The 23,506-nt window shown below is 42.5% G+C and carries 28 protein-coding genes; 8 read left to right on the forward strand and 20 right to left on the reverse strand.

The genetic code is table 11. The features are described 5' to 3' along the window. The first annotated feature begins 63 nt into the window (after positions 1 to 63). Positions 64 to 309 carry a type II toxin-antitoxin system CcdA family antitoxin gene (locus tag BK026_RS17105; RefSeq protein ID WP_071817742.1) on the forward strand — a complete coding sequence of 82 codons (246 nt, stop codon included), beginning with the start codon at positions 64 to 66 and terminating at the stop codon, positions 307 to 309. Continuing rightward, the gene (locus BK026_RS17110) at positions 309 to 626 is read left to right on the forward strand and encodes a CcdB family protein (RefSeq protein ID WP_071816918.1); all 318 of its coding nucleotides are present in this window, start codon (positions 309 to 311) and stop codon (positions 624 to 626) included. The genes BK026_RS17105 and BK026_RS17110 overlap by 1 nt, the downstream gene beginning before the upstream one ends. Before the next feature lie 102 nt (positions 627 to 728). Here BK026_RS17110 and BK026_RS17115 read toward each other — a convergent pair whose 3' ends face one another. The 6 genes from BK026_RS17115 to BK026_RS17145 form a co-directional block, all read right to left on the reverse strand. Then, positions 729 to 1,136, reverse strand: a complete 408-nt coding sequence (locus BK026_RS17115; protein ID WP_071816919.1) for a GNAT family N-acetyltransferase — start codon at positions 1,134 to 1,136, stop codon at positions 729 to 731. Positions 1,137 to 1,275: 139 nt separating this feature from the next. Beyond that, positions 1,276 to 1,488 (reverse strand): hypothetical protein, encoded by a 213-nt coding sequence (locus tag BK026_RS17120; protein WP_071816920.1) that lies wholly within the window; start codon positions 1,486 to 1,488, stop codon positions 1,276 to 1,278. Positions 1,489 to 1,968: 480 nt separating this feature from the next. Further along, positions 1,969 to 2,133: an addiction module antitoxin RelB gene (locus tag BK026_RS17130; RefSeq protein WP_071816921.1), complete on the reverse strand. Its 165-nt coding sequence runs from the start codon at positions 2,131 to 2,133 to the stop codon at positions 1,969 to 1,971. Positions 2,134 to 2,322: 189 nt separating this feature from the next. Next, positions 2,323 to 2,796 (reverse strand): hypothetical protein, encoded by a 474-nt coding sequence (locus BK026_RS17135; RefSeq protein WP_143142141.1) that lies wholly within the window; start codon positions 2,794 to 2,796, stop codon positions 2,323 to 2,325. 153 nt (positions 2,797 to 2,949) lie between these two features. Further along, positions 2,950 to 3,324: a hypothetical protein gene (locus tag BK026_RS17140; RefSeq protein WP_071816923.1), complete on the reverse strand. Its 375-nt coding sequence runs from the start codon at positions 3,322 to 3,324 to the stop codon at positions 2,950 to 2,952. A gap of 111 nt (positions 3,325 to 3,435) precedes the next feature. Then, the gene (locus tag BK026_RS17145) at positions 3,436 to 3,756 is read right to left on the reverse strand and encodes a helix-turn-helix domain-containing protein (RefSeq protein ID WP_071816924.1); all 321 of its coding nucleotides are present in this window, start codon (positions 3,754 to 3,756) and stop codon (positions 3,436 to 3,438) included. Between the two features lie 193 nt (positions 3,757 to 3,949). Between BK026_RS17145 and BK026_RS17150 the strand changes: the two genes are divergently transcribed. Further along, entirely contained in the window at positions 3,950 to 4,234 is a 285-nt protein-coding gene (locus BK026_RS17150; RefSeq protein WP_071816925.1) for a damage-inducible protein J, read from the forward strand. Next, entirely contained in the window at positions 4,231 to 4,512 is a 282-nt protein-coding gene (locus BK026_RS17155; RefSeq protein ID WP_071816926.1) for a type II toxin-antitoxin system mRNA interferase toxin, RelE/StbE family, read from the forward strand. Before BK026_RS17150 ends, BK026_RS17155 begins: the two co-directional genes overlap by 4 nt. A 105-nt stretch (positions 4,513 to 4,617) precedes the next feature. Here the strand turns inward: BK026_RS17155 and BK026_RS17160 are convergent, their stop codons facing one another. From BK026_RS17160 to BK026_RS17230, 12 genes are all read right to left on the reverse strand, one after another. Next, complete coding sequence (locus BK026_RS17160) at positions 4,618 to 5,040, reverse strand: hypothetical protein (protein WP_218163408.1); 423 nt, start codon at positions 5,038 to 5,040, stop codon at positions 4,618 to 4,620. Between the two features lie 412 nt (positions 5,041 to 5,452). Then, positions 5,453 to 5,959 (reverse strand): hypothetical protein, encoded by a 507-nt coding sequence (locus tag BK026_RS17170; protein WP_071816928.1) that lies wholly within the window; start codon positions 5,957 to 5,959, stop codon positions 5,453 to 5,455. A 1,042-nt stretch (positions 5,960 to 7,001) separates the two neighbouring features. Next, positions 7,002 to 8,054: a hypothetical protein gene (locus BK026_RS17185; protein ID WP_143142142.1), complete on the reverse strand. Its 1,053-nt coding sequence runs from the start codon at positions 8,052 to 8,054 to the stop codon at positions 7,002 to 7,004. 237 nt (positions 8,055 to 8,291) lie between these two features. Continuing rightward, positions 8,292 to 8,603 carry a hypothetical protein gene (locus BK026_RS17190; protein WP_143142143.1) on the reverse strand — a complete coding sequence of 104 codons (312 nt, stop codon included), beginning with the start codon at positions 8,601 to 8,603 and terminating at the stop codon, positions 8,292 to 8,294. A gap of 101 nt (positions 8,604 to 8,704) precedes the next feature. Further along, complete coding sequence (locus BK026_RS17195) at positions 8,705 to 9,244, reverse strand: hypothetical protein (RefSeq protein ID WP_071816933.1); 540 nt, start codon at positions 9,242 to 9,244, stop codon at positions 8,705 to 8,707. Positions 9,245 to 9,375: 131 nt separating this feature from the next. Next, on the reverse strand, positions 9,376 to 10,119 hold the full coding sequence (locus BK026_RS17200) for a toll/interleukin-1 receptor domain-containing protein (protein WP_071816934.1): 744 nt from the start codon (positions 10,117 to 10,119) through the stop codon (positions 9,376 to 9,378). A gap of 150 nt (positions 10,120 to 10,269) precedes the next feature. Next, the gene (locus BK026_RS17205; protein ID WP_071816935.1) at positions 10,270 to 10,767 is read right to left on the reverse strand and encodes a hypothetical protein; all 498 of its coding nucleotides are present in this window, start codon (positions 10,765 to 10,767) and stop codon (positions 10,270 to 10,272) included. Positions 10,768 to 10,884: 117 nt separating this feature from the next. Continuing rightward, complete coding sequence (locus tag BK026_RS17210) at positions 10,885 to 11,064, reverse strand: hypothetical protein (protein WP_071816936.1); 180 nt, start codon at positions 11,062 to 11,064, stop codon at positions 10,885 to 10,887. A 137-nt stretch (positions 11,065 to 11,201) separates the two neighbouring features. Then, positions 11,202 to 11,768 carry a hypothetical protein gene (locus BK026_RS17215; protein WP_256253883.1) on the reverse strand — a complete coding sequence of 189 codons (567 nt, stop codon included), beginning with the start codon at positions 11,766 to 11,768 and terminating at the stop codon, positions 11,202 to 11,204. A gap of 381 nt (positions 11,769 to 12,149) precedes the next feature. After that, positions 12,150 to 12,416, reverse strand: a complete 267-nt coding sequence (locus tag BK026_RS17220) for a hypothetical protein (protein ID WP_071816937.1) — start codon at positions 12,414 to 12,416, stop codon at positions 12,150 to 12,152. Positions 12,417 to 12,565: 149 nt separating this feature from the next. After that, complete coding sequence (locus BK026_RS17225; RefSeq protein WP_071816938.1) at positions 12,566 to 12,808, reverse strand: hypothetical protein; 243 nt, start codon at positions 12,806 to 12,808, stop codon at positions 12,566 to 12,568. Positions 12,809 to 13,763: 955 nt separating this feature from the next. Further along, on the reverse strand, positions 13,764 to 13,958 hold the full coding sequence (locus BK026_RS17230; RefSeq protein WP_071816939.1) for a PLDc N-terminal domain-containing protein: 195 nt from the start codon (positions 13,956 to 13,958) through the stop codon (positions 13,764 to 13,766). A gap of 326 nt (positions 13,959 to 14,284) precedes the next feature. On the opposite strand from BK026_RS17230, the gene BK026_RS17235 reads away from it, so the two are divergent. After that, positions 14,285 to 15,244, forward strand: coding sequence for an integron integrase (locus BK026_RS17235; RefSeq protein ID WP_071816940.1), 960 nt, complete (start codon positions 14,285 to 14,287; stop codon positions 15,242 to 15,244). 81 nt (positions 15,245 to 15,325) lie between these two features. On the opposite strand, the gene fadA is transcribed toward BK026_RS17235, so the two are convergent. Further along, positions 15,326 to 16,489 carry an acetyl-CoA C-acyltransferase FadA gene (gene fadA, locus BK026_RS17240; RefSeq protein WP_071816941.1) on the reverse strand — a complete coding sequence of 388 codons (1,164 nt, stop codon included), beginning with the start codon at positions 16,487 to 16,489 and terminating at the stop codon, positions 15,326 to 15,328. An 18-nt stretch (positions 16,490 to 16,507) separates the two neighbouring features. Further along, positions 16,508 to 18,658 (reverse strand): fatty acid oxidation complex subunit alpha FadB, encoded by a 2,151-nt coding sequence (gene fadB, locus BK026_RS17245; RefSeq protein WP_071816942.1) that lies wholly within the window; start codon positions 18,656 to 18,658, stop codon positions 16,508 to 16,510. A 493-nt stretch (positions 18,659 to 19,151) separates the two neighbouring features. Between fadB and BK026_RS17250 the strand changes: the two genes are divergently transcribed. From BK026_RS17250 to BK026_RS17260, 3 genes are all read left to right on the forward strand, one after another. Next, positions 19,152 to 21,203, forward strand: coding sequence for a transglycosylase SLT domain-containing protein (locus BK026_RS17250; RefSeq protein ID WP_071816943.1), 2,052 nt, complete (start codon positions 19,152 to 19,154; stop codon positions 21,201 to 21,203). A gap of 110 nt (positions 21,204 to 21,313) precedes the next feature. Next, positions 21,314 to 22,642 (forward strand): Xaa-Pro dipeptidase, encoded by a 1,329-nt coding sequence (pepQ, locus tag BK026_RS17255; protein WP_071816944.1) that lies wholly within the window; start codon positions 21,314 to 21,316, stop codon positions 22,640 to 22,642. Between the two features lie 141 nt (positions 22,643 to 22,783). Then, complete coding sequence (locus BK026_RS17260; protein WP_071817745.1) at positions 22,784 to 23,500, forward strand: ZIP family metal transporter; 717 nt, start codon at positions 22,784 to 22,786, stop codon at positions 23,498 to 23,500. Positions 23,501 to 23,506: the final 6 nt, after the last annotated feature.

Below are 23,506 nucleotides of genomic sequence, written 5' to 3' on the forward strand. Positions count from 1 at the left end.
CCATGCTTTGCAATGCGCATCTGTATGCGTATACTTGGTTGTGAGATTAGTTGGAGTGATACAATGCAAGATTTATATGACGTCCATGCCCCCAAGAAAGCGACAAATCTAAGCTTAAATAGCGACTTATTGCAAAAAGCTCGAAGTTTAAAAGTTAACCTGTCTGCGACCTTAGAGCAAGCACTTAGGGACAAGCTAAAAAGTATTGAAGCGGAGAAATGGAAAAAAGAAAACAAAGCTGCCATAGCTGCATATAACGAGTTTGTTGCTGAGAACGGCTGTATAGGTGATGAATACAGGAACTTCTAATGGCGCAATTTGATGTTTACAGAAACCCAAGCAAGAAAACTGATAAAGCTTACCCTTTTCTTGTTGATGTTCAAAACTCTGTAATTGACCAATTGGTAACAAGGCTGGTTGTACCGTTAACAACTAGCAATACTAAAAACAGTTTTTACATGAAGAAGCTGACGCCGGAAATAGAATTCGAGGGCACTACATATTTATTTCTAGCACAACAACTTAGTTCCATACCCGAAGACGTGCTCAACGAACGCATTGGTTCGTTGGAGCAATCCAGAGAACTGCTGATAGATGCAATAGACTTCGCTATCACTGGAATATAACACCCGCATAAAGGGCGATAACGCATGGGCTAAAATAGGAACGAAGTGAACCAGCCCATGTGTTAGCGTTCCAGCGAGCTTGCGAGCGATTTAATGCGTTTGTTATAAGCCGCCCCGCTCCCAAGCTAATACTGACTTTACGACAGGTTTAAAACCCGCCCGACAATAAAACTGCGAAGCTGAGTCCGTACTTAAAGTGAACTTGTTTACTGCAGTCAACTCAGGTGCATCAAGCAATGCCGTTAACAATGAACTACCAATTCCGGTATTTCGCAGACCATTTAAAGTAAAGAAGTCCATGATGTACGCATGAGTACAATAGTCTGTTACAACCCTTGCAAATGCAACCTGACATCCCTTTGAATAAGCTGCAATACAAAAGGAGTTTTGGATAGTGTTAACCACAGTTTCTAAAGAACGGCCTTTCGCCCAATACGAATCTTGAGACAAGAAACGATGAATTAACTCAACGTCGAGCTTCGTTTTATCAGATGAGATTTCAATTTCCATAGCTCAACTCTGGTAAGGCTTATAACTTTTCAATAACGGGCGCAGGCACGTAGGGCATAATGGCGAAGCGGCCCACATGTTTGCATCCCAGCCCGCGCAGCGGGCGAACTTGATTTGTTTGTTATATGCAAAAATACAGTCAATTGCTAGTAGTTGATTGGGCATCGTTTTTTACGACTAGAACAATTAAAAATATGAGTGCTACAGGCGGCAATAGTGCAGTGAAGAACGCGATGACCGCTGTAAGAATAGGTGTTTGAGTTTTTCTTTTACCCAAATAGTAACCAAGTACAGCCATTATAACTGCCAGAACAATAACAACTTGGCCGAAGAGTGTTGCATTTATATTCATTGTACAAATTCCTTTTGCATATAACGCTAAGCTTTGGGGCGCTAGCGTGTGGGCTATAATCCGAACGAAGTGAGTTAGCCCGCATGGTAGTGTCCCAGTGACCGGAGGGATTGGCTTGAGCGTCTTGTTAGCCGCGTTCGTGCCAATACCCTGGTTTTCGGTGGTTTTGCATAATAGCTACCACACTAATTTACTTGTTTTCGATAATTTTATAAATAATAGAGTATGGAACCTGCTTAAGACAAAGCGTAGATGAGTTTGCCCCATTTTTGTCCATGCCAATGGCAAAGAGCTAACTGAATCGATGGCTTCCTTGAGTTCTTGAGTAAATTCGTGACCCAAACCCAATGACTGTTCTTTATACCAATTAAACGACTCTTTTATTTCCCTTTTAACCTCTGGGTGAAAGGAAACAGGCAGCATCTTTTAATTAAGATCCTTTTCTATCTCTTCCCAACTGATGCTTTTTACCGCACCAGACTATAGCTCTGCGCTGCGAGATTCCGAAAGTTTTACCCAGTCCGATTCCACATCGCTATCAACCTTGATATCCATAGCCGTTAAAAGACAGTGGGCAGCAAGTGATTTCTCTTTAGTACTGAGTTGCTCGATATTTTCAAGCATCACTTTCAATGCATCAGACATAAAGTAACTCCCATTGGGTATGATTTGATATTACCACTAAAAAAAAGAAGTGAAAGGCTGGATTTACAAGTAGCGGCTAACACCCGCATAAAGGGCGATAACACGTGGGCTAAAATCGGAGCGAAGCGACTGAGCCCACGTGTTATTGTCCCAGCGAGCTTGCGAGCGATTTAATACGTTTGTGATGCGTCAACGCCGACGATACAGAATATCGAGTGAGCCTTTAATCCAAACTTCCTTGAAGTCTGAACCAACCTCGAATGTACTAAAATGTGATTTTGATACATCAAGTTTAACAGGCTCATCTGAGTTGGGAAGTAGAACGTAAACATAATAGCTTGTTCCGCCTTTAGTACTTTTATATGTGTCCAGCTCGACAACTTTACCTGAAAGAAAAGCTTCTTCTTGGCTTCCAACTAAAGCGTTAAATAAAAGAACATAACCACCGCTAAATAATAACAATAAGGCTGCAACCATTGATGTCCATGCAACGCCTTTAAGTTTACCAGTTTTGCGTCGAAATTCTGGTAATCTAAAAAAATAGATGTATAAAGATCCGCAAAATATTGGAATGGACAAATATTTAAACGCCCAATGATATGGCGCATTTAGAACGGTGTCATACAAGTACGTTGGTATGACGCCTCCAATTGCAGATAACATGAAAAGCCAGCTTCCATACTTTTTTAGGTAGAACTCCAAAGTTACTCCTTTGACGCATAACGCTAAGCTTTGGGGCGCTAACATGGGGGCATAATAGCGAAGCGGCCCCGTGTATGCGTCCCAGTGAACGGCTTGAGCGCCAACAGCGTTTTGTTATATTTTCGTTTCTGGTGTTACTTGTAGCTTATAAACTTTCAGTCCTTCTTGGCCAATTTCGATAGTGGCTTGCTCATTAGCCTGGACAGTAAGCACAGGGCGAGCTTCCTCGCTAAATGCACCTTCAGAGTATGTATAATAAACAGTAGAGAGTTTTACTTTTCCATTTTCAATGCTTGGTGTAATTTCATACTTTACTTCATTGTCAATCTGGGCGGAAAAGCCCTCAGACAGTTCCCCATGCAACACTACCGGCTTTATAAGTTCACCGTTAATAAACATATCTAGTTTTAACGTGATGCTTTCGCTCGCGTTCGCAGTTGAAGCCAATACAAGCAAACCAGTAAAAATAGTACGCTTTAGATTTTTCATAACACTTCCTTAAACATTATTGTGTAAACAACCTAGAGAAAATATAACGCCCCATCGAGCGAGGCGAGAGCCTTAAGTGGCTTGTTATACATTACTGACTAACAAAAAAAATCATTCTTCCAGCACTTTTAGGATCTTAAGTGCTAGGGTTTTATTGGAAGTAGATAGCTGCCTGTAAGTCGAAACTAATTTTAGCTCATCGTTTGTTAGCGAAATTTCCGCTCGAAAATTGGATTCTTCAACGCCAGATTCTAACCAAAATGGGTCAACATTAAGAGACCTTGCTATTGATAGAAGATATGACGTATTTTGGGTTTCGCCATTCTCAATACTAGCGAGCGCCTGTTGACTAGTGCCAATGAGTTCAGCGAGTTGAACCTGGGTTAACTGACATCGTTTCCTGACTTCCCGAATCCTTTCTCCAATAGACATCCATATTCTCCAAAAATGTATAACGGCCCGCATAACGGGCAAAATACGTAGGCTACAATACCAAGCGAAGCGAAGGGAGCCTACGTGTTTATGTCCCTAGCGAGCGCCAGCGACCGAGTTAATGCGTTTGTTAGTTGCCGTAAATTCAATGGGCGTGCTAACATTTGTGTGTACATTTCATAAGGAGTTTACCATGGATACCCGTATTCAGTTTAGAGTAGATGAAGAAACTAAACGGCTAGCTCAGATAATGGCCGAAAGCCAAGGACGCACTTTAAGTGACGCTTGTAGAGAGCTTACGGAAGAACTCGCTGAACAGCAACGAAAAATAATGAATCATGATCAGTGGCTTACTGAAGAGGTTAATGCTGCGTTCAGTAAATTAGAGAGTGGGCAAAGTAAATTTGTCAGTCATGAAGAAGCGAACTTGGACATGGAAGCTCGAAAAATGAAAATTAGGAATAAAGCCAAAAAATGATCTTATGGGAAAAAAGTTCGTTGGACGATCGTGAGGCTATTTTCGAGTTTTTATACGAATTTAACCCATTAGCAGCAGAAAAAACTGATGCAATAATTGAGAAGAAAGTTGAAAACTTGAACCAGCAACCTCTTATGGGAGTGGAGAGAGAGGGTATACCGGGAAGACTGTTAATAATTCCAGAGGTTTCAATGATTGTTTCATATTTTATAAAAGACGACATTATTCACATTCTTCGAGTTTTACACCAAAAGCAAAAATTTCCTGTAGGCAGCTAACGCTAAGCTAACGGGCAGTGACGTAGCGGCATAATCGGGAAGCGCCGCTGCGTTACTGTCCCAGTGAACGAAGTGAACGTGTTAAGCGCCTTGTTATACAACTCACTACTCCTGCCCTATGGGTTCCTTAAACTGCACTTTGATTGGCTTGAAAAAAGAATAAAGCCAAAGTCCGAGCACAGTAAAAAACCAAATGAAACAGGCAGAGAAGAATCCAGCCACGGGACCAATTAGAAAACTATAAAACAGTCCTTCTACTCCAGTACGATATACTCCATTCCACTCGACAGTTTCTGCGCCAAATAAAGCTGCGATACCGCACAAAATTGCAAAAATACTAACCCCAAAAGTAAAACCAATGGCAAGTAATTTGAATAAAGACTTTTTTGAAATTTTTTTTGCTGTAATTTCCATTCTATAAATATCTCCATTGAGTTGTATAACGTCCCAGTGCGCCCTGGCGCGCGACATAATTTGCTTGTTATGTGCATTGCTCAAATGGAACTCGCGCCGCTCTAATACTTCCATCTGTTCTAAACCCACAAAAACTGTTCAAACTACATTCGAATATTACACGTCTGATGCGTGTTGTTCCTATGCACACTTCAAACTCTGACCCCAGTTGAATAACTTTAGTTATTTTCGACTTGTCTATAAATAAACGCTCTACAGGAGAAGAGTCAGTTGGGCCAACGATAATCCCTTTATCCAAGGCATTTAAAAGCTTTTCACAGTCGCTCGTTGTGCATAGGTCATTCTCTGATGCAAAAATGCCCAAAGAAAAAAGTATAGAAAAAATAAATAATTTCAAAGTTTTCATTTGCACATAACGCCCGCATAATGGGCGGTTAATTGCTGGCTATAATTTGCGAGTAACGAGCACAGCCAGCAAGTAACCGTCCCAGTGAGCGAAGCGAACGAATTGAAGCGTTTGTTATATTTATCTACAACTCCCATCATTTAAAGTCTCTACGTTTGAGTTAAAGGTTTCTAGACGTCCAGTGAATTCATGTGATGGCACAATTTCAGTTCTAAGTATTTCTCTTAGTTTTTCTCCATCTTTATGACTAGGCATAGCTTTGAAAGAATTAACTTTCTCAAGGGCATTTTTGAATTCCGGATATTTAAGACTTAGGTCTTCCTTTACCTCAGGGCTCAAATCAACCCATTGGTTTATAGCTTTCTGTCGTTGGATCTTTTCAGGGCTAGTCTTTAAATAGATACTAAAAGCCACAAACCTTTGTCTTATGAGTGCTAGCTGTTGCTTTTTGTTGCGTTCAGCAACATCAGATAGTTCAGGAAATTTAGAAACAATAAGTTCGGTAAAATCTTTTTGCCACTCAACTTGAAGATTGGCGTAAGTTTCAAATCTTTGATACAAACAATCATTAGCAAATACTTGGGTAGTGTAAGCAATGAAGAATAAAAGAAGACCAAAAAATTTCATACGAACTCCCCAATTAATATAACGCTAAGCTAAGGGGCGCGAATGTGCGGCGATAATGGCGAAGCCGCCGCGCGTTTGCGTCCGAGCGACCGAAGGGAGTGGTCTTTAGCGCTTTGTTATAAGCAGAGCCAGTTCCTTTGGTCTTTTTAAAAACTGTTGAAGCCAGCATACGATTGATTGTTAACACAGACAAGAAAAACGACTGTGCATTGATGTTTTTGATTTGACTGAAGCTAGCCTCCATTTGAACTGTATAACGCATTGGCGCTGGTTGACGTTGAATAATAACTTGGCGATAAAGCGCCTAATGAGCAACCTTTGAATTGAGAGCGGCGGATTTAAACCTACCACAAGCCAGAGCGATGCTAATGAAAACAGGTGAGGGTAGTTTTACGGAGATTTTTATAAAGCCAAACGGAGTTTAGGCTGACGCCTTATAACTTTTAAATAAGGGGCGCAGGCATGTGGGCTATAATGCGAAGCCGCGCTGCGTTTGTGTCCCAGTGACCGAAGGGAGCGTGTTAAGCGCCTTGTTAGAACTCATTTCTTGGACGAGCTCCTAGCCTTTATCAAAGCATACAAACAATACCCAATTACAAACAAATCTACTCCCAATAGGAAAAGAAACATGTTCGGGGAAGAATGATAGCTGTATGAGTTACCACGACGGCCGCTAATAGTGCCCGAGTATACTGCATTAAATGCCAGCCAAGTGAAAAATAAAGCGATTATAATCAGTAAGAATTGGCTCGTCGGACTTACTTCTTTTTCTAATTTGTTTGCATCCGTTTGCGTATTGAATGTTTCCGAGTTATTCCTTTGGGAAAGCTGTTGTTGAATTAGTTTTGTGCGTTCAGGGTAAGCCTCTTTATCTATAGACTCCAAAGCTTCGCGTAAGTCACGAATAGAGTATCTCGAATAGTCCGGTTCCATTGGAAATTTCCTGTGAGTTCTAACGCCGCACTAAGCGGCAAAAATCAGTTGGTTATACTTTGTGAGGCACGAACAAAAGCAACTGTTTTTTGTCCGTTTAAGTGCCTTGTTAGGTTTTTTTTACCGACTTTAAGTGTTCATGTATTTTTTTACCTACTTCTAAGTGGTAAGTGATCACACTATTTACCCAAGACAATGCCTTAACCTCAATATCTTGTTGAGTGCTTGAAAAGTAATCTCTACCTAGGTATCTATGAGGTTGACCATTATCGAAACAATCTCGCGAATATTGAGCAGAGTAATAGAGAGGTAGATCGTTTATCTCTTTATGACCAATGCCCACAAATATTTTTTCGAGTTCAAGAGCTGAAGTTGAATGAATTAAGTCATTTCTAAACTGAATCAATTCAGGTAGTTCGATTGCAGTAGATTGTAGCGTAACGATATCTTGAATAAATTTACTAGGGAAGTATATAGGGGAGAGCTTCCTTACTTCGTGGTGCTGTTTATCTCTAGCGCCTTTAAAAGACAATTTTTCAGGCTTAATTGAGTTAATATATTGTATTAACTTTGCAGATAAATCTAATGAAGAGCACAACGAGATCACTAAGGATGTTATTTCTGTTGCTACTCGGTATGAGTTTTGACCGCTATGGACTATTTCTGAAACATTAAGCTGGTGTAAAGCTGTATGAGATTCATTGATGCAATCACGTTGGGCTACTAATAAATTTGAATAGCCTGTAATAGCGCGATTTAACAGAGACATAATGTCACTGCATATTCTAGAAACCTGACTTTTTATTAAAAATACGGTTAAGTCATTTTCGTTCAATGGACTCCCTTCATTAGAGCAAGCCTCTTTGAACTGGTTATGTATTGATTCGAAAATCTCTTTAGAACCCTCACCATGACCGCATTCACTATACGCTAAAGGAAATAGTCCCATAAGTGAATGAAATCGTTCTTTTTCTTCAGGAGCCAAAATAGAATTTAAAAAAGAGTAATTAATATGAGCTATGTAGTAATACTCAAGGTCTTGCCATTGAAAATCTGAAAGATCAGGGAATTGATTAGTGACACCCAAAGTCACCAATTTTTGAAGATTCCAATTATTTTTTAGGGTTTCATTTAGTTTATCTTCAGTTGTTTCAAAAGGCATAGAACAAGTACCCAATATATCTTCAACTACATACCGATCTTTGCTGATATTCCTGACGAAAAGGCCTTTTGATGTAAAGTAATTCATTATTTAAATTTAATTTCCAATTGTGGCAAATATAGGGGGAAAACCTAACACCCACATAAGGGGCAGTAATACGTGGGCTAAAATCCGAGCGAAGCGACAGAGCCCATGTGTTACTGTCCCAGCGAGCCTGCGAGCGACTTAATGTGATTGTTATAACCGTGGCCAACTTTGAGTGAATTCACTGATAATTCCATTTGCGACCTTGTCATAACCTCTATTTAGAATTCCCCAAGACAATGGTGCTAAATTGTCGGCTTTTGTAGGTTCACCAAGTACAGCTAAACACGCTGCTAGTTGCAATTTTATTGACGGGAATCGCCCAACATTTGAACTATAGTATTTTTCTGAAAGTGCGAAAGATCCATTATCTTCTGAAATGTACTGGAGTAACTCAGGTTCATTTATTGTATGTAAATATTCTTTGAGTTGGTCAAGATCACATAACTTCTGTGAATTATTCAAACTAAATCCTCTAAAGATTATAACACCCGCATAACGGGCAAAAATATGTAGTCTAGAATACAAGGAGCGCCAGCGACTGCGTTAATGCGTTTGTTATGAGCCTAATCGCTGGATCGTCCTTTTACAGCAATTAGAACAGCATAGATAATACTTGCCACTGAAATCATGAGCACAACCACTGACTCAGAAATTTGAGCACTGCAAAATTGCCGCATAACGTGCCATACAATCAAAGCAAGCCAAATCAATACTGTAAAGTCACTTAGGGCAATAGTAACCTTGCTAACGGAGTAATTTCTTGCCGACAACCATGATGTACCTTTACATTTGCTTTCTCGCTTTGTAAAAAGAGAACCTGTTACTTCATCCTCTAGATCTGCGACTATTAATTCCCAATTTTCCTGCCAGCGCTTACTGCCACGATTAACAAGTGCCCACGCGAAAGAGCAAACAAAACCGAAACAAGCGATTACAACGGACAGGCCTGAGCTAGCTTTAATTAAGGAAGCATAACCAACAAAAGATGAAGCAATAAACCCCCAGAAAAACACCGACCTCTTCCAGAACAATTCAATTTCAAAGTTTCTTGTCGCAAGAGCAACTTCAAATGCTTTATCTTGTGTTTTTTTATCGTCACTCATATCGACTTCCATCCATGATCTCAAGAGGCTTATAACTTCCAAATATGGGGCGCAAACACGTGTGCAATAATGGCGAAGCCGCGCACGTGTTTGCGTCCCAGCGAGCGGCAGCGAGTGACATAATTTGTTTGTTATGCCTCGATGATGCCGTGCTCAATAAGGTACTCAATTCCTTTTGCGGTGATTACATAGCGCGCAATAAGGTCTCTTTCTAGCATTGCTTCTTTAATAGCTGTATTTAAGTAGCGCTCTAATGTAAGTCGATGCATGGAGGAATATTGCATCAGGTCTTTGATTGTAACATGCTGATTGGCTGTTGAATTAAAAGCATCTGAAACAGTTTTCATAGTCTCTTTCAGTCCATCTGATACACGATCTGGTTTTGATTGTTCGAGAGGCTTAAATGGATTTGAGCCAATTTCTGGTTTTTCGAACAGAGGGGAGTTCAACAATGTTCTTAAAAGTTCATCAAGGCTATATTCAACATCTTTATCTTTTGAAAAATCTATATATAACTTGGAACCCATAAATGTTGGTACAGACTTTTGAGGGTTCTCTCTGATTATAGGAATAACCTTACTGCTATCGATCGTTTTTAATAGGGAAGATGTCATAATCATTTTTTCATAACCAACTCCACCTTGGCCCGCATTCGCTTTTTCCACGTAACGTTCGGAGCAAATCATTAGCGCAAAGTCTGAGCTTGCCAATTCAGTTTCCATAAAGTGAGGCAGATCGTTTCCAGGCTTCAAGTCCCACTGATCAAGAACCGCATCGACACCGCGCTGCCTAAGTGTAGTTGCGAACGACAGCACCCACTCTTTATGCTGCGCAGAGTCATGAGAGTAAGAGATAAAAACTCTAGGAGGCTTCATTAATATTTATTTCCTTTAGGTCTGAAATTAATGCATAACGCTAAGCTAAGGGGCCGAAATGCGGCGCTATAATGCCGAAGGCGCGCCGCGTTTTGGTCCCAGTGACCGAAGGGAACGACTTTAGCGTTTTGTTATGTGCCACCAAGTTAATTAAAACAACGAAATAGTTAGCAAAACGTTAAACAAATTGTGACCAAAATGCATTGCAAAACCAACTAGAATTGCTGTTCCGGTTGAAATTTTTTTCCATTGTAAAAAAGCTAAAGAAAAAACGAAAAATGGCCACAGTACAATAACTCCGTGTAGTGGTGAGCGCAATGCATGAAGCAAGGCCCACAATAGACTAGATGCGAGAACTATGTATTCTTTTGAACGGAATACTTTACTTAGAATCGATATGCCAATGGCAAGTAGCAATGTTTCTATTATGGGGGCAATAAGAACTATGCCGAAGAAAAGATTTAAAAAATCGTAGGAATATTCTGGTTTTTTAGATTCTGGAAAAAGATTTGAAAGAAGTATACTCAGCAATAATGCTGGAATTGCCGTAATTACGACAGATTTTAAGACATAAGTGGTTTTAGCCTGAGATACGTCTAGTAAAAATTTAAATGGAAAAAGAGCAACAATTTTTTCCTTAAATATCATGAAACTTCCCTACTGCCTAGCAGCACATAACGCCCTGTTAATAGGCGGATTACGCTTGGCTATAATTAGCGACGAAGGAGCACAAGCCAAGCGTTATACGTCCTTTTAAACAGCTTGTTATGAAACTTTTTCTGTCGCGCTATAACCTTCTTTAAAGCCACTTATAAAATCAGGACCAGCCAAGCCGAGAAGTAAACAAAGGGATGATGCTAACATTATGTTGCGGTTATTTTTTTTGTAACCGATAGTCATTAATACAACAAAAAGAATAAGCGAAACAACTTCTAAATAGTACATTTTAGTTCCTTTAATTAATTTAGATAAACTACTTTGAGTTTCATAACGCCCTGCTTAGGGGCGGAAACACATGGGCTAAAATTTAGGAGCGAAGCGACGCAGCCCATGTGTTTGCGTCCCAGCGAGCCTGCGAGCGACTACAGCAGATTGTTAGGTGAACACTCATTTACGACCGCCAAGCCCAAATCTATGTTAGCAACAATATACCCATATTCTTTTTTGGACAAATTGCCGGTTCTGTATTGCGTTTTGGCTGATTCGTGATCCCATGCCTCTCCGCATTTTGCCTCTGGTATTTTGAGGTCTAGGGTAAGTAGATATTGTTGATCTGAATCGATTGTATGACCTTTTGGGGTAGAGCTTTTTGCGCAAAGGCTTAATGCGTACTCGACTGCAAATTTGTCTACGCTGGGTAATCCAACAAATTCTACATCACAGGCTAACACTCTCTTGCCTGAAGTTTCGGTGTAATACAGTTTCCCAGTTGTGCATGCCGACGATAAAAAGAGCGCTACAAAAATTATTAAAAACCTATGAATCAAAAGATTTCCCTGTTCACCTAACGCTAAGCTTTGGGGCGCTAGCACGTGGGCTAAAATCCGAGCGAAGCGAGCAAGCCCACGTGTTAGCGTCCCAGCGACCGAAGGGAGTGCCAACAGCGTTTTGTTAGGCGTACAAAGGAAAGTACGCAGCTTTGCTGCCACCACTAGCCAAATAGACCGCGTTTTTAAATTATTGAAATTAAGATAAAACAACCCTGTGCGAAATGCCAGATGTTAACGACATTGCTGGATAAAAGAGCGAGTTAAAAAAGCTGATGATGCAGAGTGTTGGGGTTGCGAAGTTGATGAAAAGGGCGTTGCTAAAGCCATTGAAGCAACCGAAAAAGTAAGCCGTAAAGACAACCTAGCGAAACAACCTTGATACTGGAATGTCACGCCTGAACCCACTTTTTAAAGCTGTAAGTAAATGACGCCTAACTTCCGTTTAAGGGGCACAAATGCATGGGCTACAATGCGAAGCAGCCCATGTGTTTGTGTCCCAGTGTGCGATAGCACACGGCTTGAAACGTTTGTTATACGTTTTCATTGATCTTCCTTTAGAGCTAGTATTTGTTTTAGGTATTCAGTTCTTTGAATTGCGGCATTTCCGGTTATAAAAATATTGGCAGCCAATAGAAGGGCAATGTAGGTATTGTTAAGCGGATTACCGATAAAGTTTGTTGCAAAAATACAAGCGATTACTAGCAGAAAAGCAATTCCGGGAATGTAATAAACTTTAGAGTATTTACTTTCCAACTCTTGAATTTTGTTTATGTTTTGAAGCTTTAACTTAGCGTCAATATTTTCCATTTATTTATTCCTTTGGGCCCACCCAGACGTATAACTTCCCACTAAGGGGCGATAATACATGGGCTAAAATTAGGAACGAAGTGACGCAGCCCATGTGTTAGCGTCCCAGCGAGCGAAGCGAGAGCCTTAAGTGGCTTGTTATACATACACTACTCGGTTATCTCTGAGAATCGACCGGGAGATCCTGAACTAGGCGATGTTCCTGCAAATCCCAAATCTACAGTATGGTTTGTAAGACCAAACTGCTGACGAATTCTTGAAGCTGCGTCTTGTAACTTAACTTGCTGGGCATGTACCAACGTATCCGAAGTCTTTTTCAATACTGCATCCGCAATATCATGCAAACCTTCACTTCTAAGGGTTTCAATCAGAGCTGACTTTAATTTTTCCACCTGAACTCTCCATGTATGTATAACGCTAAGCTTTGGGGCGCTAGCACGTGGGCTAAAATCCGAACGAAGTGAGTCAGCCCACGTGTTAGCGTCCCAGCGACCGGAGGGAGTGCCAACAGCGTTTTGTTAGGCGTACAAAGAAACGTACGCAGCTTTGCTGCCACCACTAGCCGATACGGCCACTTATTTAAATTATTGAATTTAAGATAAAACAACCCTGTGCGAAATGCCAGATGTTAACGGTAATGCTGGATAAAAGAACGAGTTTAGAAGACTGGTGATGGTAAATGTTGGCGTTGCGGTGTTTATGAAAAGCACGTTGCTAAAGCCGTTGAAACTACCGAAAAAGTAAGCTGTAAAGACAACCTAGCGAAACAACCTTGATGCTGGAATGTCACGTCTGAAGCCACATTTTAATGCTGTAAGTAAATGACGCCTAACGCCCTAATTTGGTGTCACAAACCGTGGGCTATACTGCGAAGCAGAGCCCGCGTGTTTGTGTCCCCAACATTAGATTGTTAGGTGCTCTCTTTGCATTTACTTACTTGGACAATTAAAAAACTAGATAAAAACAATAAAACTATACCAAGCGAGATAATTTGCCAATTAATATGAAGCAGGTCTAGACTATACCTGTATGAGGCATAACGAGTACCATCTTCATTATAAATTGGGGACGCCAACCATCGGTAAACTCGAAATAGCTCTTTATATGTGCCAGCTAACAAAAAGCAAACGCCAGCTAAAAATGAAAATCTACAGAACCAAATAACTAACTGTAGTTGTGGATGAGTTACTTTACTGAAAGGTAACACAATCAATTATCCTCCTTGAACCTAACGCTAAGCTAAGGGGCGCGAATGTGCGGCGATAATGGCGAAGCCGCCGCGCGTTTGCGTCCCAGCGAACGAAGTGAGTGGCTTAAGCGTTTTGTTATATGCCATGCTGAGAAGTGCTACGCATTAGATTGCTGTTTCAATGGGGCCAATAGCAAATAGAAGACCCATGCAAACCAAGAGATGAAGATGACTGCTAGTATCCATGCAACTTTTTCTCCTCCATGGGTTCTGTCTGATTTAGCAATCATTATGAGGGGGATGACCCAAAATAAAGCGAGTATTAGAAAAGAAAATAAAACAGATATACCCATGACTCTTCCTTGTTCTACTGTGTAAATCTTCGATTTCCACTTAGCATAAAATTAAATCTAAAAAATGTCATTTATCTTTGACTATATAGAGGCATATAACAATTTAATGTACGGAAAAAATCCTTTATGCAACGTGGATAAAATCCGTATATCACTTTAGTAATTGTTTAACTTTCGCACGTTATGTTATCTACATCAATATCCTGCACTTTGTATCTGAAAGCACTGTACTAAAGTACCGAATGTTTCCTCTTTATTTTACGGTGCACCAAAAAGTTGTAATGCTGTGTTTTTATACAAATTAAAAGTGTCAGCAAGTGAAATCAATGTTCATGCAAATGGTGGTTGAGCATATGCGTAATCGTCGCTATGCCAAACGCACGATAGAGCTTTATAGCAAATGGATAGTGAGCTTTATCCGTTTTAACGGTAATAGGCACCCATCAGAGATGGGGGATAAAAACGTAGAGTTGTTTTTATCTTATTTGGTCAATAAAAAAGACGTCGCTCCCGCTACACAAGCGAGTGCGCTTAATGCATTGGCTTTTCTGTACCGTGATATTTTGGAATGTCCACTGTCATTAGAGCTAGACTTTGTTTCAAGTCGAAGGCAGGCCAAGTTGCCTGTTGTACTAACCCAAGAAGAAGTTGTTTCTCTTTTCGAACAAATTCCTGCAAACCTTAAATTGCCTATATCTTTGTTATACGGCAGTGGGTTAAGACTGATGGAAGCCGTGAGGCTACGAGTTAAAGACATTGATTTTGACTACAACGCTATTCGCATTTGGGATGGGAAAGGCGGTAAGCATCGCATTGTTACGTTGGCTGCGGAACTAAAGCCGGGTCTTACGCGGCAAATCGCTATGGTGGAAAACTTCTTGGCGGCTGATTTAGAAAACCCCAAATATGCAGGCGTTTATCTACCTCACCGATTACGTTTGAAATACAAAAACGCGCCCAGAGAGTTAGGCTGGCATTATTTATTTCCCTCTTCTCGATTATCTGTCGATCCTGAAAGCAAAACAGTACGACGACATCATATTGATGAATCAAATATACAAAAAGCAATCCGAAATACAGCTAAAGCCTGTGACATCAAAAAGAAAGTTACGCCTCACACACTGCGTCATTCCTTTGCCACGCATTTGCTGCAATCGGGCGCTGATATTAGAACGGTGCAAACGCAATTAGGGCATTCAGATGTAAAGACCACGCAAATTTATACTCACGTGCTTCAGCAAGGTGCGCAGGGTGTGGTAAGTCCTTTATCTCGTGTTTTGAAGTAATCTGAAAAGTAATTAAGAGTAACAAAAAAGGGCCCGAAGGCCCTTTTCAATATTTAGCTTTAAAAGCGCATATTCAAACGCTTATACACGCTCAAATACAGTAGCAATACCTTGGCCTAAACCAATACACATAGTCGCTAAGCCTAGGCTTACGTCTTGCGATTCCATTAGGTTAATAAGCGTACCCGAGATACGTGAACCAGAACAACCTAGTGGGTGACCAAGTGCAATTGCACCACCGTTAAGGTTAATCTTAGTATCTAGGTGGTCCATCCAACCTAGTTGCTTAATGCACGATAGTGCCTGTGCCGCGAACGCTTCGTTAAACTCAGCAAGTTCAATATCGTCCATAGTAAGGCCAGCGCGCTTAAGGGCTTTTTGTGTTGCTGGCACTGGGCCGTAACCCATAATTGCTGCATCACAACCAGCTACTGCCATCGAGCGAATTTTCGCACGTGGCGTTAGGCCAAGCTCTTTCGCACGGTCTGCCGACATAAGCAGCATAGCCGACGCACCGTCAGACAGCGCAGAAGATGTACCCGCAGTAACCGTACCGTTTACTGGGTCGAACACAGGGCGAAGTGCCGCCATGCTCTCAGCTGTGCTCTCTGGGCGAACTACTTCATCGTAGTCAATTAGCTTTAATACGCCGTTTGCGTCGTGACCTTCAACAGGCACAATCTCGTTAGCCCAGCGGCCTTCAAGGTGTGCTTTGTGCGCTAGCTGGTGCGAACGCGCACCAAATGCGTCTTGTTGCTCACGAGTAATACCGTTTTGACGGCCAAGTAGCTCGGCAGTCATACCCATCATGCCCGACGCTTTCGCCGTGTACTTAGCAAGGCCAGGGTGGAAGTCGATGTTGTAGTTCATCGGTACGTGACCCATGTGCTCAACACCACCAATCATGTAAATGTCACCACGGCCGCTCATGATGCCGCTTGTTGCATCGTGAAGGGCTTGCATTGATGAACCACATAAACGGTTTACCGTTACCGCGCCAGTTGTGCGTGGAATTTGTGTTAATAGTTGCGCGTTACGTGCAACGTTGAAGCCTTGTTCTTTAGTTTGCTGAACACAGCCCCAAATGATGTCTTCAATTTCCGCTGGGTTTACGCCAGGGTTACGCTCTAGTAGCGCGGTCATTAGTGCTGCAGAAAGGTCTTCTGCACGCACATTTCTGAAAACACCGTTTTTTGAACGACCCATTGGGGTACGTACGCAATCGATTACGACCACTTCTTTCATTAGTTTTTCCTCCGGGTCTTATGCGAAATAGGATTTACCAGAAGCGGCCATTTCACGAACGCCGTCTGAGATCTGATAAATAGGACCAAGTTCAGCGTACTTGTCTGCCATCGCAACAAAGTTCGCCAAGCCAATGGTTTCAATCCAACGGAAAATACCACCGCGGAATGGAGGGAAACCTAAGCCGTAAAGTAGCGCCATATCTGCTTCAGCTGCGCTATCTACAATGCCTTCTTCTAGGCAGCGAATTGCTTCGTTTGCCATAGGGATCATAAGGCGTGCAATAATGTCGTCAGCTTCAAAATCTGTCTTCTCAGCTACGTGAGGTGCCATTAGTGCATATGCTTCTTCAGCAGGTGTTTTCTTAGGCTTACCGCGCTTATCAACACCGTAGTTGTAGAAACCTTTACCGTTCTTCTGACCTAAACGCTCTTCTTTATAGAACAGTGTTACAGGGTCGTTGTCTAGGCGAGCCATACGCTCTGGAATACCCGCTGCCATTACGTCTGCTGCGTGATCGCCCGTGTCGATACCCACAACGTCCATTAGGTAAGCCGGGCCCATAGGCCAGCCGAAGATTTTTTCCATTACTTTATCAACCGCAACAAAGTCAGCACCGTCGATAAGAAGCTTACTGAAGCCTGCAAAGTATGGGAACAATACGCGGTTTACCAAGAACCCTGGGCAGTCGTTAACCACAATCGGGGTTTTACCCATTTTAAGGGTAGCGGCTACTACTGCATTGATGGTTTCTTCAGAGGTTTTTTCGCCACGAATAATTTCAACTAGCGGCATGCGGTGCACTGGGTTAAAGAAGTGCATACCACAGAAACGCTCTGGCTTGTCTAGGCTTTCAGCTAGCTGGTTGATAGAGATAGTAGAAGTGTTTGAAGTGATGATAGCGTCGTCAGCTACATTGTCTTCTACTTCTTTAAGCACAATACCTTTTACCTTCGGGTTTTCTACAACCGCTTCAATAACAAGGTCTGCATCTTTAAGTGTGCTGTACTCAAGGGTAGGCGTGATTGCGTTAAGTGTTTGCGCCATTTTGGTCGCATCAACTTTACCGCGCTTCATGCCTTTACCAAGAATTTTGGCTGCTTCTGAAAGACCAAGGTCTAGTGCACCTTGATTAATGTCTTTCATGACTACCGGTGTGCCTTTCACAGCGCTTTGGTATGCAATACCGCCGCCCATGATACCTGCACCTAGTACAGCGTTAAGCTTAGATTGCTTAGTAGCTGCTTTCGCTTGCTTCTTACCTTTACTCTTAACTAGCTGGTCGGCAAGGAAGATACCAATTTGTGCTTTTGCTGCGTCGGTTTTCGCAAGTGCCACAAAGCCTTCGTTTTCAAGCTTAAGTGCGCCGTCACGGTCTAGGCCCGCTGCTTTTTGAACAGTCTCAACCATTTTGTGCGGTGCTGGGTAATGCTTACCTGCTTGGGCAAATACCATGGCTTGAGCAGTGCTGAAGCTCATCATCGCTTCGTTTTTGTTTAGCTGTAGCGGGGCTTTCTTAACCGCACGACGTGCTTGCCAGTCAAACTTGCCTTCTGCTGCGTCTTTCACCATTGAAAGCGCGCCTTCAACAAGTGCTTCTGGTGCTACAACAGCATCAACTGCGCCTTCAGCAAGGGCTTTCGCGCCTTTTCTGTCACGGCCAGTGGTCATCCACTCAAGCGCGTTATCTGCACCAATTAGACGAGGTAGACGAACCGTACCACCAAAACCAGGCATAAGGCCTAGCTTAACTTCTGGCAAACCAATTGAAGCGGTAGTGTCTGCAATACGCATGTCACACGCCAATGCCATTTCACAGCCGCCGCCAAGCGCGAAGCCGTTAATTGCAGCAATGGTAGGGAAAGGTAGGTCTTCGAAGCGGTCGAATACTTGTGACGTATTGGCAACCCACTGTAGTACTTCGGCATCGTCCATGGCGAATAGGCCAGTGAACTCGGTGATATCTGCACCTACGATAAATGCAGGTTTTGCGCTGCGTACTACTAAGCCTTTAACATCGCCTTTAGCAAGTAGGGCTTGAGTTGCTTCGTCAAGTTCGCTCACCGTTTGGCGGTCGAACTTGTTTACTGAACCTTGGGCGTCGAATACCAGCTCAGCAAAGCCGTCATCTAACAGGCTGACGGAAAGACTTTTGCCTGTGTATATCATTATCATCTCCTTCGGCATTGGCCAGGATGTTAGTGAAGTAATCCAACTAAAAAGAAGGGGCGTATGCATTCACTAACGCGTTAGGGTGGCTAGATTCTTTACAAAGCCACACAAAATTTCAACAAAAAATCAAACAAGCGTTTCAATTTGTCTAAGGTAGTGGTCCGATGACTTAAATTCAAGTGCAAATATCGAATTCAAGCTTCATTTCGGCATGGGTGGTTGTATAATGAGCGTTATTGACGTAAAGCGCCAATCCAGCATAAGAATAATCTACAATCACGTCGTCTATGTGTGTAAAGCATAGCTAACGACAGCTGGCACAACATCTTATTTGGCAAGGAGCCAGACTGAAAGTTTCACTTTGTTTTTTATAAAGTGCAGTGGCTCAGTCGCAATGCTGCTTTTCAGCAACATTTTATAATCAGCTCGGTTTGGCCTTAAAGCCAGCGCGTAGCAGCGCTAAAAAGCAGAGCAGGGTAGGAGTTTTATTGTGTCTGGTTTTCATATTAGTTCGTGGTTAGAACAGCATCTATCGGTAAACAAAAACAGTATTGTTTCCGTGTTGGTATCGTTAGTTGGCGCATTTTTTTGTTCTGCTGCCGGTGCTACGCAGCACTTAACGTTGCCTACCGACATTTTTGAAAAAGAACGTGCTCGTTATCTAGAGGTTGAAAAAAAACTGCAAACGTATTCTACACGCAGTGTGCAACATCTCGACAACGACATCCACGAGCTTGCTAATTACCCACTTTACCCCTATTTACTGCGGCTTAAGCTAGAGCGCACAATGTCATTGAAAACAAAGCGCGATGTAGAGCAGTTTCTCAATGATTTTAGCGGCCAACCTGTAAGCTACGGTGTGCGTTATAAATGGTTAAACTACCTGGCGAAGAATAACTTTCGCGATACATTTTTAGCCAGTTATCGACCAGGTATGGGGGCTAGGCTTACTTGTATCGCTCTGAATTATCGCTTGAAAGAAGGCGAAGATGAGAAAGTAATTTTACCCGAGGTTGATGCATTATGGCTTAATGGGCAGTCTCAACCAGACGAATGCGACCCACTTTTTGCTAAATGGAAAAAAGCGGGTTTGATGACGTCTGAAATGGTCATTAAGCGTATTGAAATTGCTGCAAAAGAGGGTAACCGAGGCATCATTTCCTACCTTAAACGCCAATTACCTCGTGAGCAGCAGTATTTAGCTGATGCGTGGCTGTCGGTAACACGAGACGCGAGCCGAGTCAGTAAATCTGCCCTTTTTCCTTTGAAAAGCACAGCACACGAAGCTGAGGTGATTGTTTGGGCAATTAAAAAGTTGGCGTGGCGTAACCCAGATTTAGCGGCAAAGGTATTTACTCGATATCACGCAAAAAACGTGTTCTCAAAAGCACAACTTCACGATATGAAAAGAGCAATTGCGCTCAGCTATACGTTAGATCGTCTTCCTCAGGCTGATCATTGGCTTGAACTGGCAGATGTAGATGGCGCAAGTGAAGATGTAAAGTTCTGGCATATTTCTCATTTATTGCGAAAGAAACAATGGCAGCAAGTAATAGATGTGATTGACAACGCGCCAGACGAATTGAGGCGTGAAGAAAGCTATCGCTATTGGAAAGCTCGCGCCCTAGAGGCCCTAGGTCAAACAATGCAAGCAACCGTGCTATATAAAGCGCTGGCTCAAGAACGGCATTATTATGGCTTTATGGCGAGTGCGCAAATAGGTGAAATACCATCGTTAGCACATGCGCCCGCGCCCCGCGATACGGCAGCCATTGCCAGTGTAGCAAAAACACCAGCTACCATGCGCGCAGTTGAGTTTTTTAGACTAGATAGAGCTACTGAAGCGCGCCGAGAGTGGTTTTACCTTCTGTCACACTTACCAGAATCGAAAGTTACCGATGCGGGCATTTTGGCCTACGAGTGGGGGCTTTACGACCAAGCAATTACCAGCTTTGCGCAAAGTGGCTATTGGGACGATGTAGAGCGTCGATTCCCGCTCGCATTTAGCGATGTTTTTAGCGAAAAGTCACAAGCCTATAGCATTTCCAAATCTTTAGCCATGGCCATTGCTCGTCGCGAGAGTTCGTTTAGAAGCGACGCTATTTCATCGGTTGGAGCCACAGGGTTAATGCAGCTTATGCCGGGTACCGCACAGTATGTGGCGAAACGAAAAGTGAGCCGCAATACACTGTTTAAGGTTGACGATAACGTTGAGTATGGCGTGCAGTATCTGCGCTATCTTATGGATAAACTTAATAACAATCCGGTTTTGGTGTCTGCATCATACAATGCAGGGTGGCGAAAGGTATTAGAGTGGCTGCCAGAAAACGACGCGTTGCCAGTGGATATATGGATAGAAAATATTCCATATAAAGAAACCCGTGCCTATGTGAAAGCGGTGATGGCATATCAACACATTTACGATCAACAGTTAGGAGGGGAAGACAATATCTTTCCACAATTAACGCAAGATGTTATTCCATCAGTTGATGCCGTTAGCACCCATCCTGTTACGGGGTTAATACAGCTGGCTCCTCGTTAAGTTGACAGAGAAAAATCGGTAAAAGTGAGGCTTGCATGCAGAAGGCACAAGCCTCGTGATACACTGGCAAAAAGGCAAACCATCTAACACGTTCAAACACAAGAGGGGCTATGTCGCAACATAAAGCAACCTATCAACAGCATATCGAAGAGCTTCAAGCTCGCACTCGCGAAGCATTGCAGCGAGAAGGGCTAGACGGACTCGTGATCCATTCGGGGCAAGGCAAACGCCTTTTCTTAGACGATAATCATTATCCGTTTAAGGTTAATCCTCAGTTTAAGGCCTGGGTTCCGGTAGTTGATAACCCTAACTGCTGGTTGGTAGTCAATGGGGTAGATAAACCTACACTTATTTTTTATCGCCCAGAAGACTTTTGGCATAAAGTGCCGCCAGAGCCAAACGATTTTTGGACCGATAGTTTTGACATTAAGCTATTGCAACAGGCAGATGCTGTAGAGAAGCTATTACCTTACGATAAAAGCCGTTTTGCCTATGTGGGAGAATATATTGAAGTCGCGAAGGCGTTGGGTTTCGACAACGTCAATCCAGACAGAGTATTACACTATCTTCACTATCAACGCGCTTATAAAACCGACTACGAGCTAGATTGCATGCGTAAGGCTAATAAATTAGCCGTTGCTGGGCACAAGGCCGCCGAGCAAGCTTTCCGTGAAGGTAAAAGTGAATTTGACATAAACCTTGCCTATGCATCTGCATGTAGACAGGGTGATAACGATGTGCCCTATACCAGCATTGTAGCGCTCAATGAGCATGCTTCTATTTTGCATTACATGCAGTGCGACAACGTAGCGCCTACACAGTCGCGTTCGTTTTTGATTGACGCCGGAGCAAATTATCACGGCTATGCGGCTGATATTACGCGAACTTACAGTCAACAGTCTGGCAATGCAGCCATGTTTAGTGATCTGATACAGGCCGTAGACAAGGTAACGTTAACGTTAATCGATGCTTTGAAGCCGGGAGTGGCCTATTCCGATATTCACTTAATGGCACATGACGGTATTGCACAAATTCTTCACGATACTGGCATGGTCAACCTAACGCCATCTGAAATTGTTGAAATGGGGATTACGCGTACGTTCTTCCCACACGGTATTGGTCACTTTCTAGGGTTACAAGTACACGATGTAGGTGGATTGGTCGCTGACGATAGAGGTACACCAAAGCCAGCGCCTGATGATCATCCATTTTTACGCTGTACACGCGCCGTAGAAGCTCGTCAGGTATTTACTATCGAGCCTGGTTTATATTTTATAGACAGTCTACTCCGCGATCTTAAAGCAACACCGGCGTCTAAGTACATTAACTGGGATACTATCGATGCATATCGACCTTTTGGCGGGATCCGCATTGAAGACAATATTATTGTGCATCGTGATAAAAACGAGAATATGACCCGAGATTTAGGTCTTAACTAAATAAATTGCGTATCTGGTTGAGCCAGACCATAAGTGATTTCGTTTTTAACTTATAAAAAAGAGCAGCATCCAGCTGCTCTTTTTGTTTGGTATATGGGCAAACCGAATGCGATATTTATTGTAAATAAGAAAGGAGTCGTTATGCCACACGGTGACATTGTAGGTTTATTGATAATGGCAACATTGGCTGGCCTTGCTATGCCGGCCGGCGCTATTTTAGCAACTTACCAAGGTATTCAGCCAAAATGGTTAGAAAAAGAGTTGCGTCATGGCATTCTCGCGTTGGGGGCTGGTGCACTTATTTCGGCAGTAGGCCTTGTGCTTGTGCCGGAAGGGATAAAAGACGTAACACTCTTTGCTGCCACCACATGCTTTGTTGGCGGTGCCTTAGCATTTATGGCACTAGATGTTTATTTAGCTAAAAAGAAGACTGCAGGTAGCCAGTTAGCTGCTATGCTCAGTGATTTTGTGCCCGAATCAATTGCCCTTGGCACAACGGCGGCATTGGGTGGAGGTACTATGTTATTAGGCGTATTAATTGCGGTACAAAATCTACCCGAAGGGTTTAATGCTTACAGAGAAATGTTGCCTAAGAATAAGCAGCGCAGCACCAAACTCATTGTTGTTTTTGTATTGATGGCGTTACTTGGCCCTTTGTTCAGTATGTTAGGGTTTTTCTATCTTGCACAGTTTCCTGTTGTGATGAGCGGTATCATGCTGTTTGCCGCAGGTGGTATTCTTTATTCGGTATTTCAGGATATTGCCCCGCAAATTCGAATGAAAAATCATTGGCTTCCACCTCTTGGCGGTATTCTTGGTTTCTTAGTAGGTATGGTTGGTTTCATGCTAGAAGGCTAGGGTTTT

Origin of the sequence: Alteromonas sp. V450 (assembly GCF_001885075.1) — a bacterium.
Taxonomy (GTDB): Bacteria; Pseudomonadota; Gammaproteobacteria; order Enterobacterales; family Alteromonadaceae; genus Alteromonas.

Bases quoted from the DNA above. Each gene is read 5' to 3' on its own strand.
- BK026_RS17150 (WP_071816925.1), top strand. From the start codon at position 3,950: ATGGATACCCGTATTCAGTTTAGAGTAGATGAAGAAACTAAACGGCTA.
- BK026_RS17195 (WP_071816933.1), bottom strand. From the start codon at position 9,244: ATGAGTGACGATAAAAAAACACAAGATAAAGCATTTGAAGTTGCTCTT.
- BK026_RS17120 (WP_071816920.1), bottom strand. From the start codon at position 1,488: ATGAATATAAATGCAACACTCTTCGGCCAAGTTGTTATTGTTCTGGCA.
- BK026_RS17210 (WP_071816936.1), bottom strand. From the start codon at position 11,064: ATGTACTATTTAGAAGTTGTTTCGCTTATTCTTTTTGTTGTATTAATG.
- BK026_RS17230 (WP_071816939.1), bottom strand. From the start codon at position 13,958: ATGGGTATATCTGTTTTATTTTCTTTTCTAATACTCGCTTTATTTTGG.
- BK026_RS17115 (WP_071816919.1), bottom strand. From the start codon at position 1,136: ATGGAAATTGAAATCTCATCTGATAAAACGAAGCTCGACGTTGAGTTA.
- fadA (WP_071816941.1), bottom strand. From the start codon at position 16,489: ATGAAAGAAGTGGTCGTAATCGATTGCGTACGTACCCCAATGGGTCGT.
- fadB (WP_071816942.1), bottom strand. From the start codon at position 18,658: ATGATATACACAGGCAAAAGTCTTTCCGTCAGCCTGTTAGATGACGGC.
- BK026_RS17205 (WP_071816935.1), bottom strand. From the start codon at position 10,767: ATGATATTTAAGGAAAAAATTGTTGCTCTTTTTCCATTTAAATTTTTA.
- BK026_RS17105 (WP_071817742.1), top strand. From the start codon at position 64: ATGCAAGATTTATATGACGTCCATGCCCCCAAGAAAGCGACAAATCTA.
- BK026_RS17140 (WP_071816923.1), bottom strand. From the start codon at position 3,324: ATGAAAAATCTAAAGCGTACTATTTTTACTGGTTTGCTTGTATTGGCT.
- BK026_RS17135 (WP_143142141.1), bottom strand. From the start codon at position 2,796: ATGTTATCTGCAATTGGAGGCGTCATACCAACGTACTTGTATGACACC.
- BK026_RS17170 (WP_071816928.1), bottom strand. From the start codon at position 5,959: ATGAAATTTTTTGGTCTTCTTTTATTCTTCATTGCTTACACTACCCAA.
- BK026_RS17145 (WP_071816924.1), bottom strand. From the start codon at position 3,756: ATGTCTATTGGAGAAAGGATTCGGGAAGTCAGGAAACGATGTCAGTTA.
- pepQ (WP_071816944.1), top strand. From the start codon at position 21,314: ATGTCGCAACATAAAGCAACCTATCAACAGCATATCGAAGAGCTTCAA.
- BK026_RS17160 (WP_218163408.1), bottom strand. From the start codon at position 5,040: ATGGAAGTATTAGAGCGGCGCGAGTTCCATTTGAGCAATGCACATAAC.
- BK026_RS17185 (WP_143142142.1), bottom strand. From the start codon at position 8,054: ATGCCTTTTGAAACAACTGAAGATAAACTAAATGAAACCCTAAAAAAT.
- BK026_RS17130 (WP_071816921.1), bottom strand. From the start codon at position 2,133: ATGTCTGATGCATTGAAAGTGATGCTTGAAAATATCGAGCAACTCAGT.
- BK026_RS17155 (WP_071816926.1), top strand. From the start codon at position 4,231: ATGATCTTATGGGAAAAAAGTTCGTTGGACGATCGTGAGGCTATTTTC.
- BK026_RS17260 (WP_071817745.1), top strand. From the start codon at position 22,784: ATGCCACACGGTGACATTGTAGGTTTATTGATAATGGCAACATTGGCT.
- BK026_RS17220 (WP_071816937.1), bottom strand. From the start codon at position 12,416: ATGGAAAATATTGACGCTAAGTTAAAGCTTCAAAACATAAACAAAATT.
- BK026_RS17200 (WP_071816934.1), bottom strand. From the start codon at position 10,119: ATGAAGCCTCCTAGAGTTTTTATCTCTTACTCTCATGACTCTGCGCAG.
- BK026_RS17235 (WP_071816940.1), top strand. From the start codon at position 14,285: ATGTTCATGCAAATGGTGGTTGAGCATATGCGTAATCGTCGCTATGCC.
- BK026_RS17110 (WP_071816918.1), top strand. From the start codon at position 309: ATGGCGCAATTTGATGTTTACAGAAACCCAAGCAAGAAAACTGATAAA.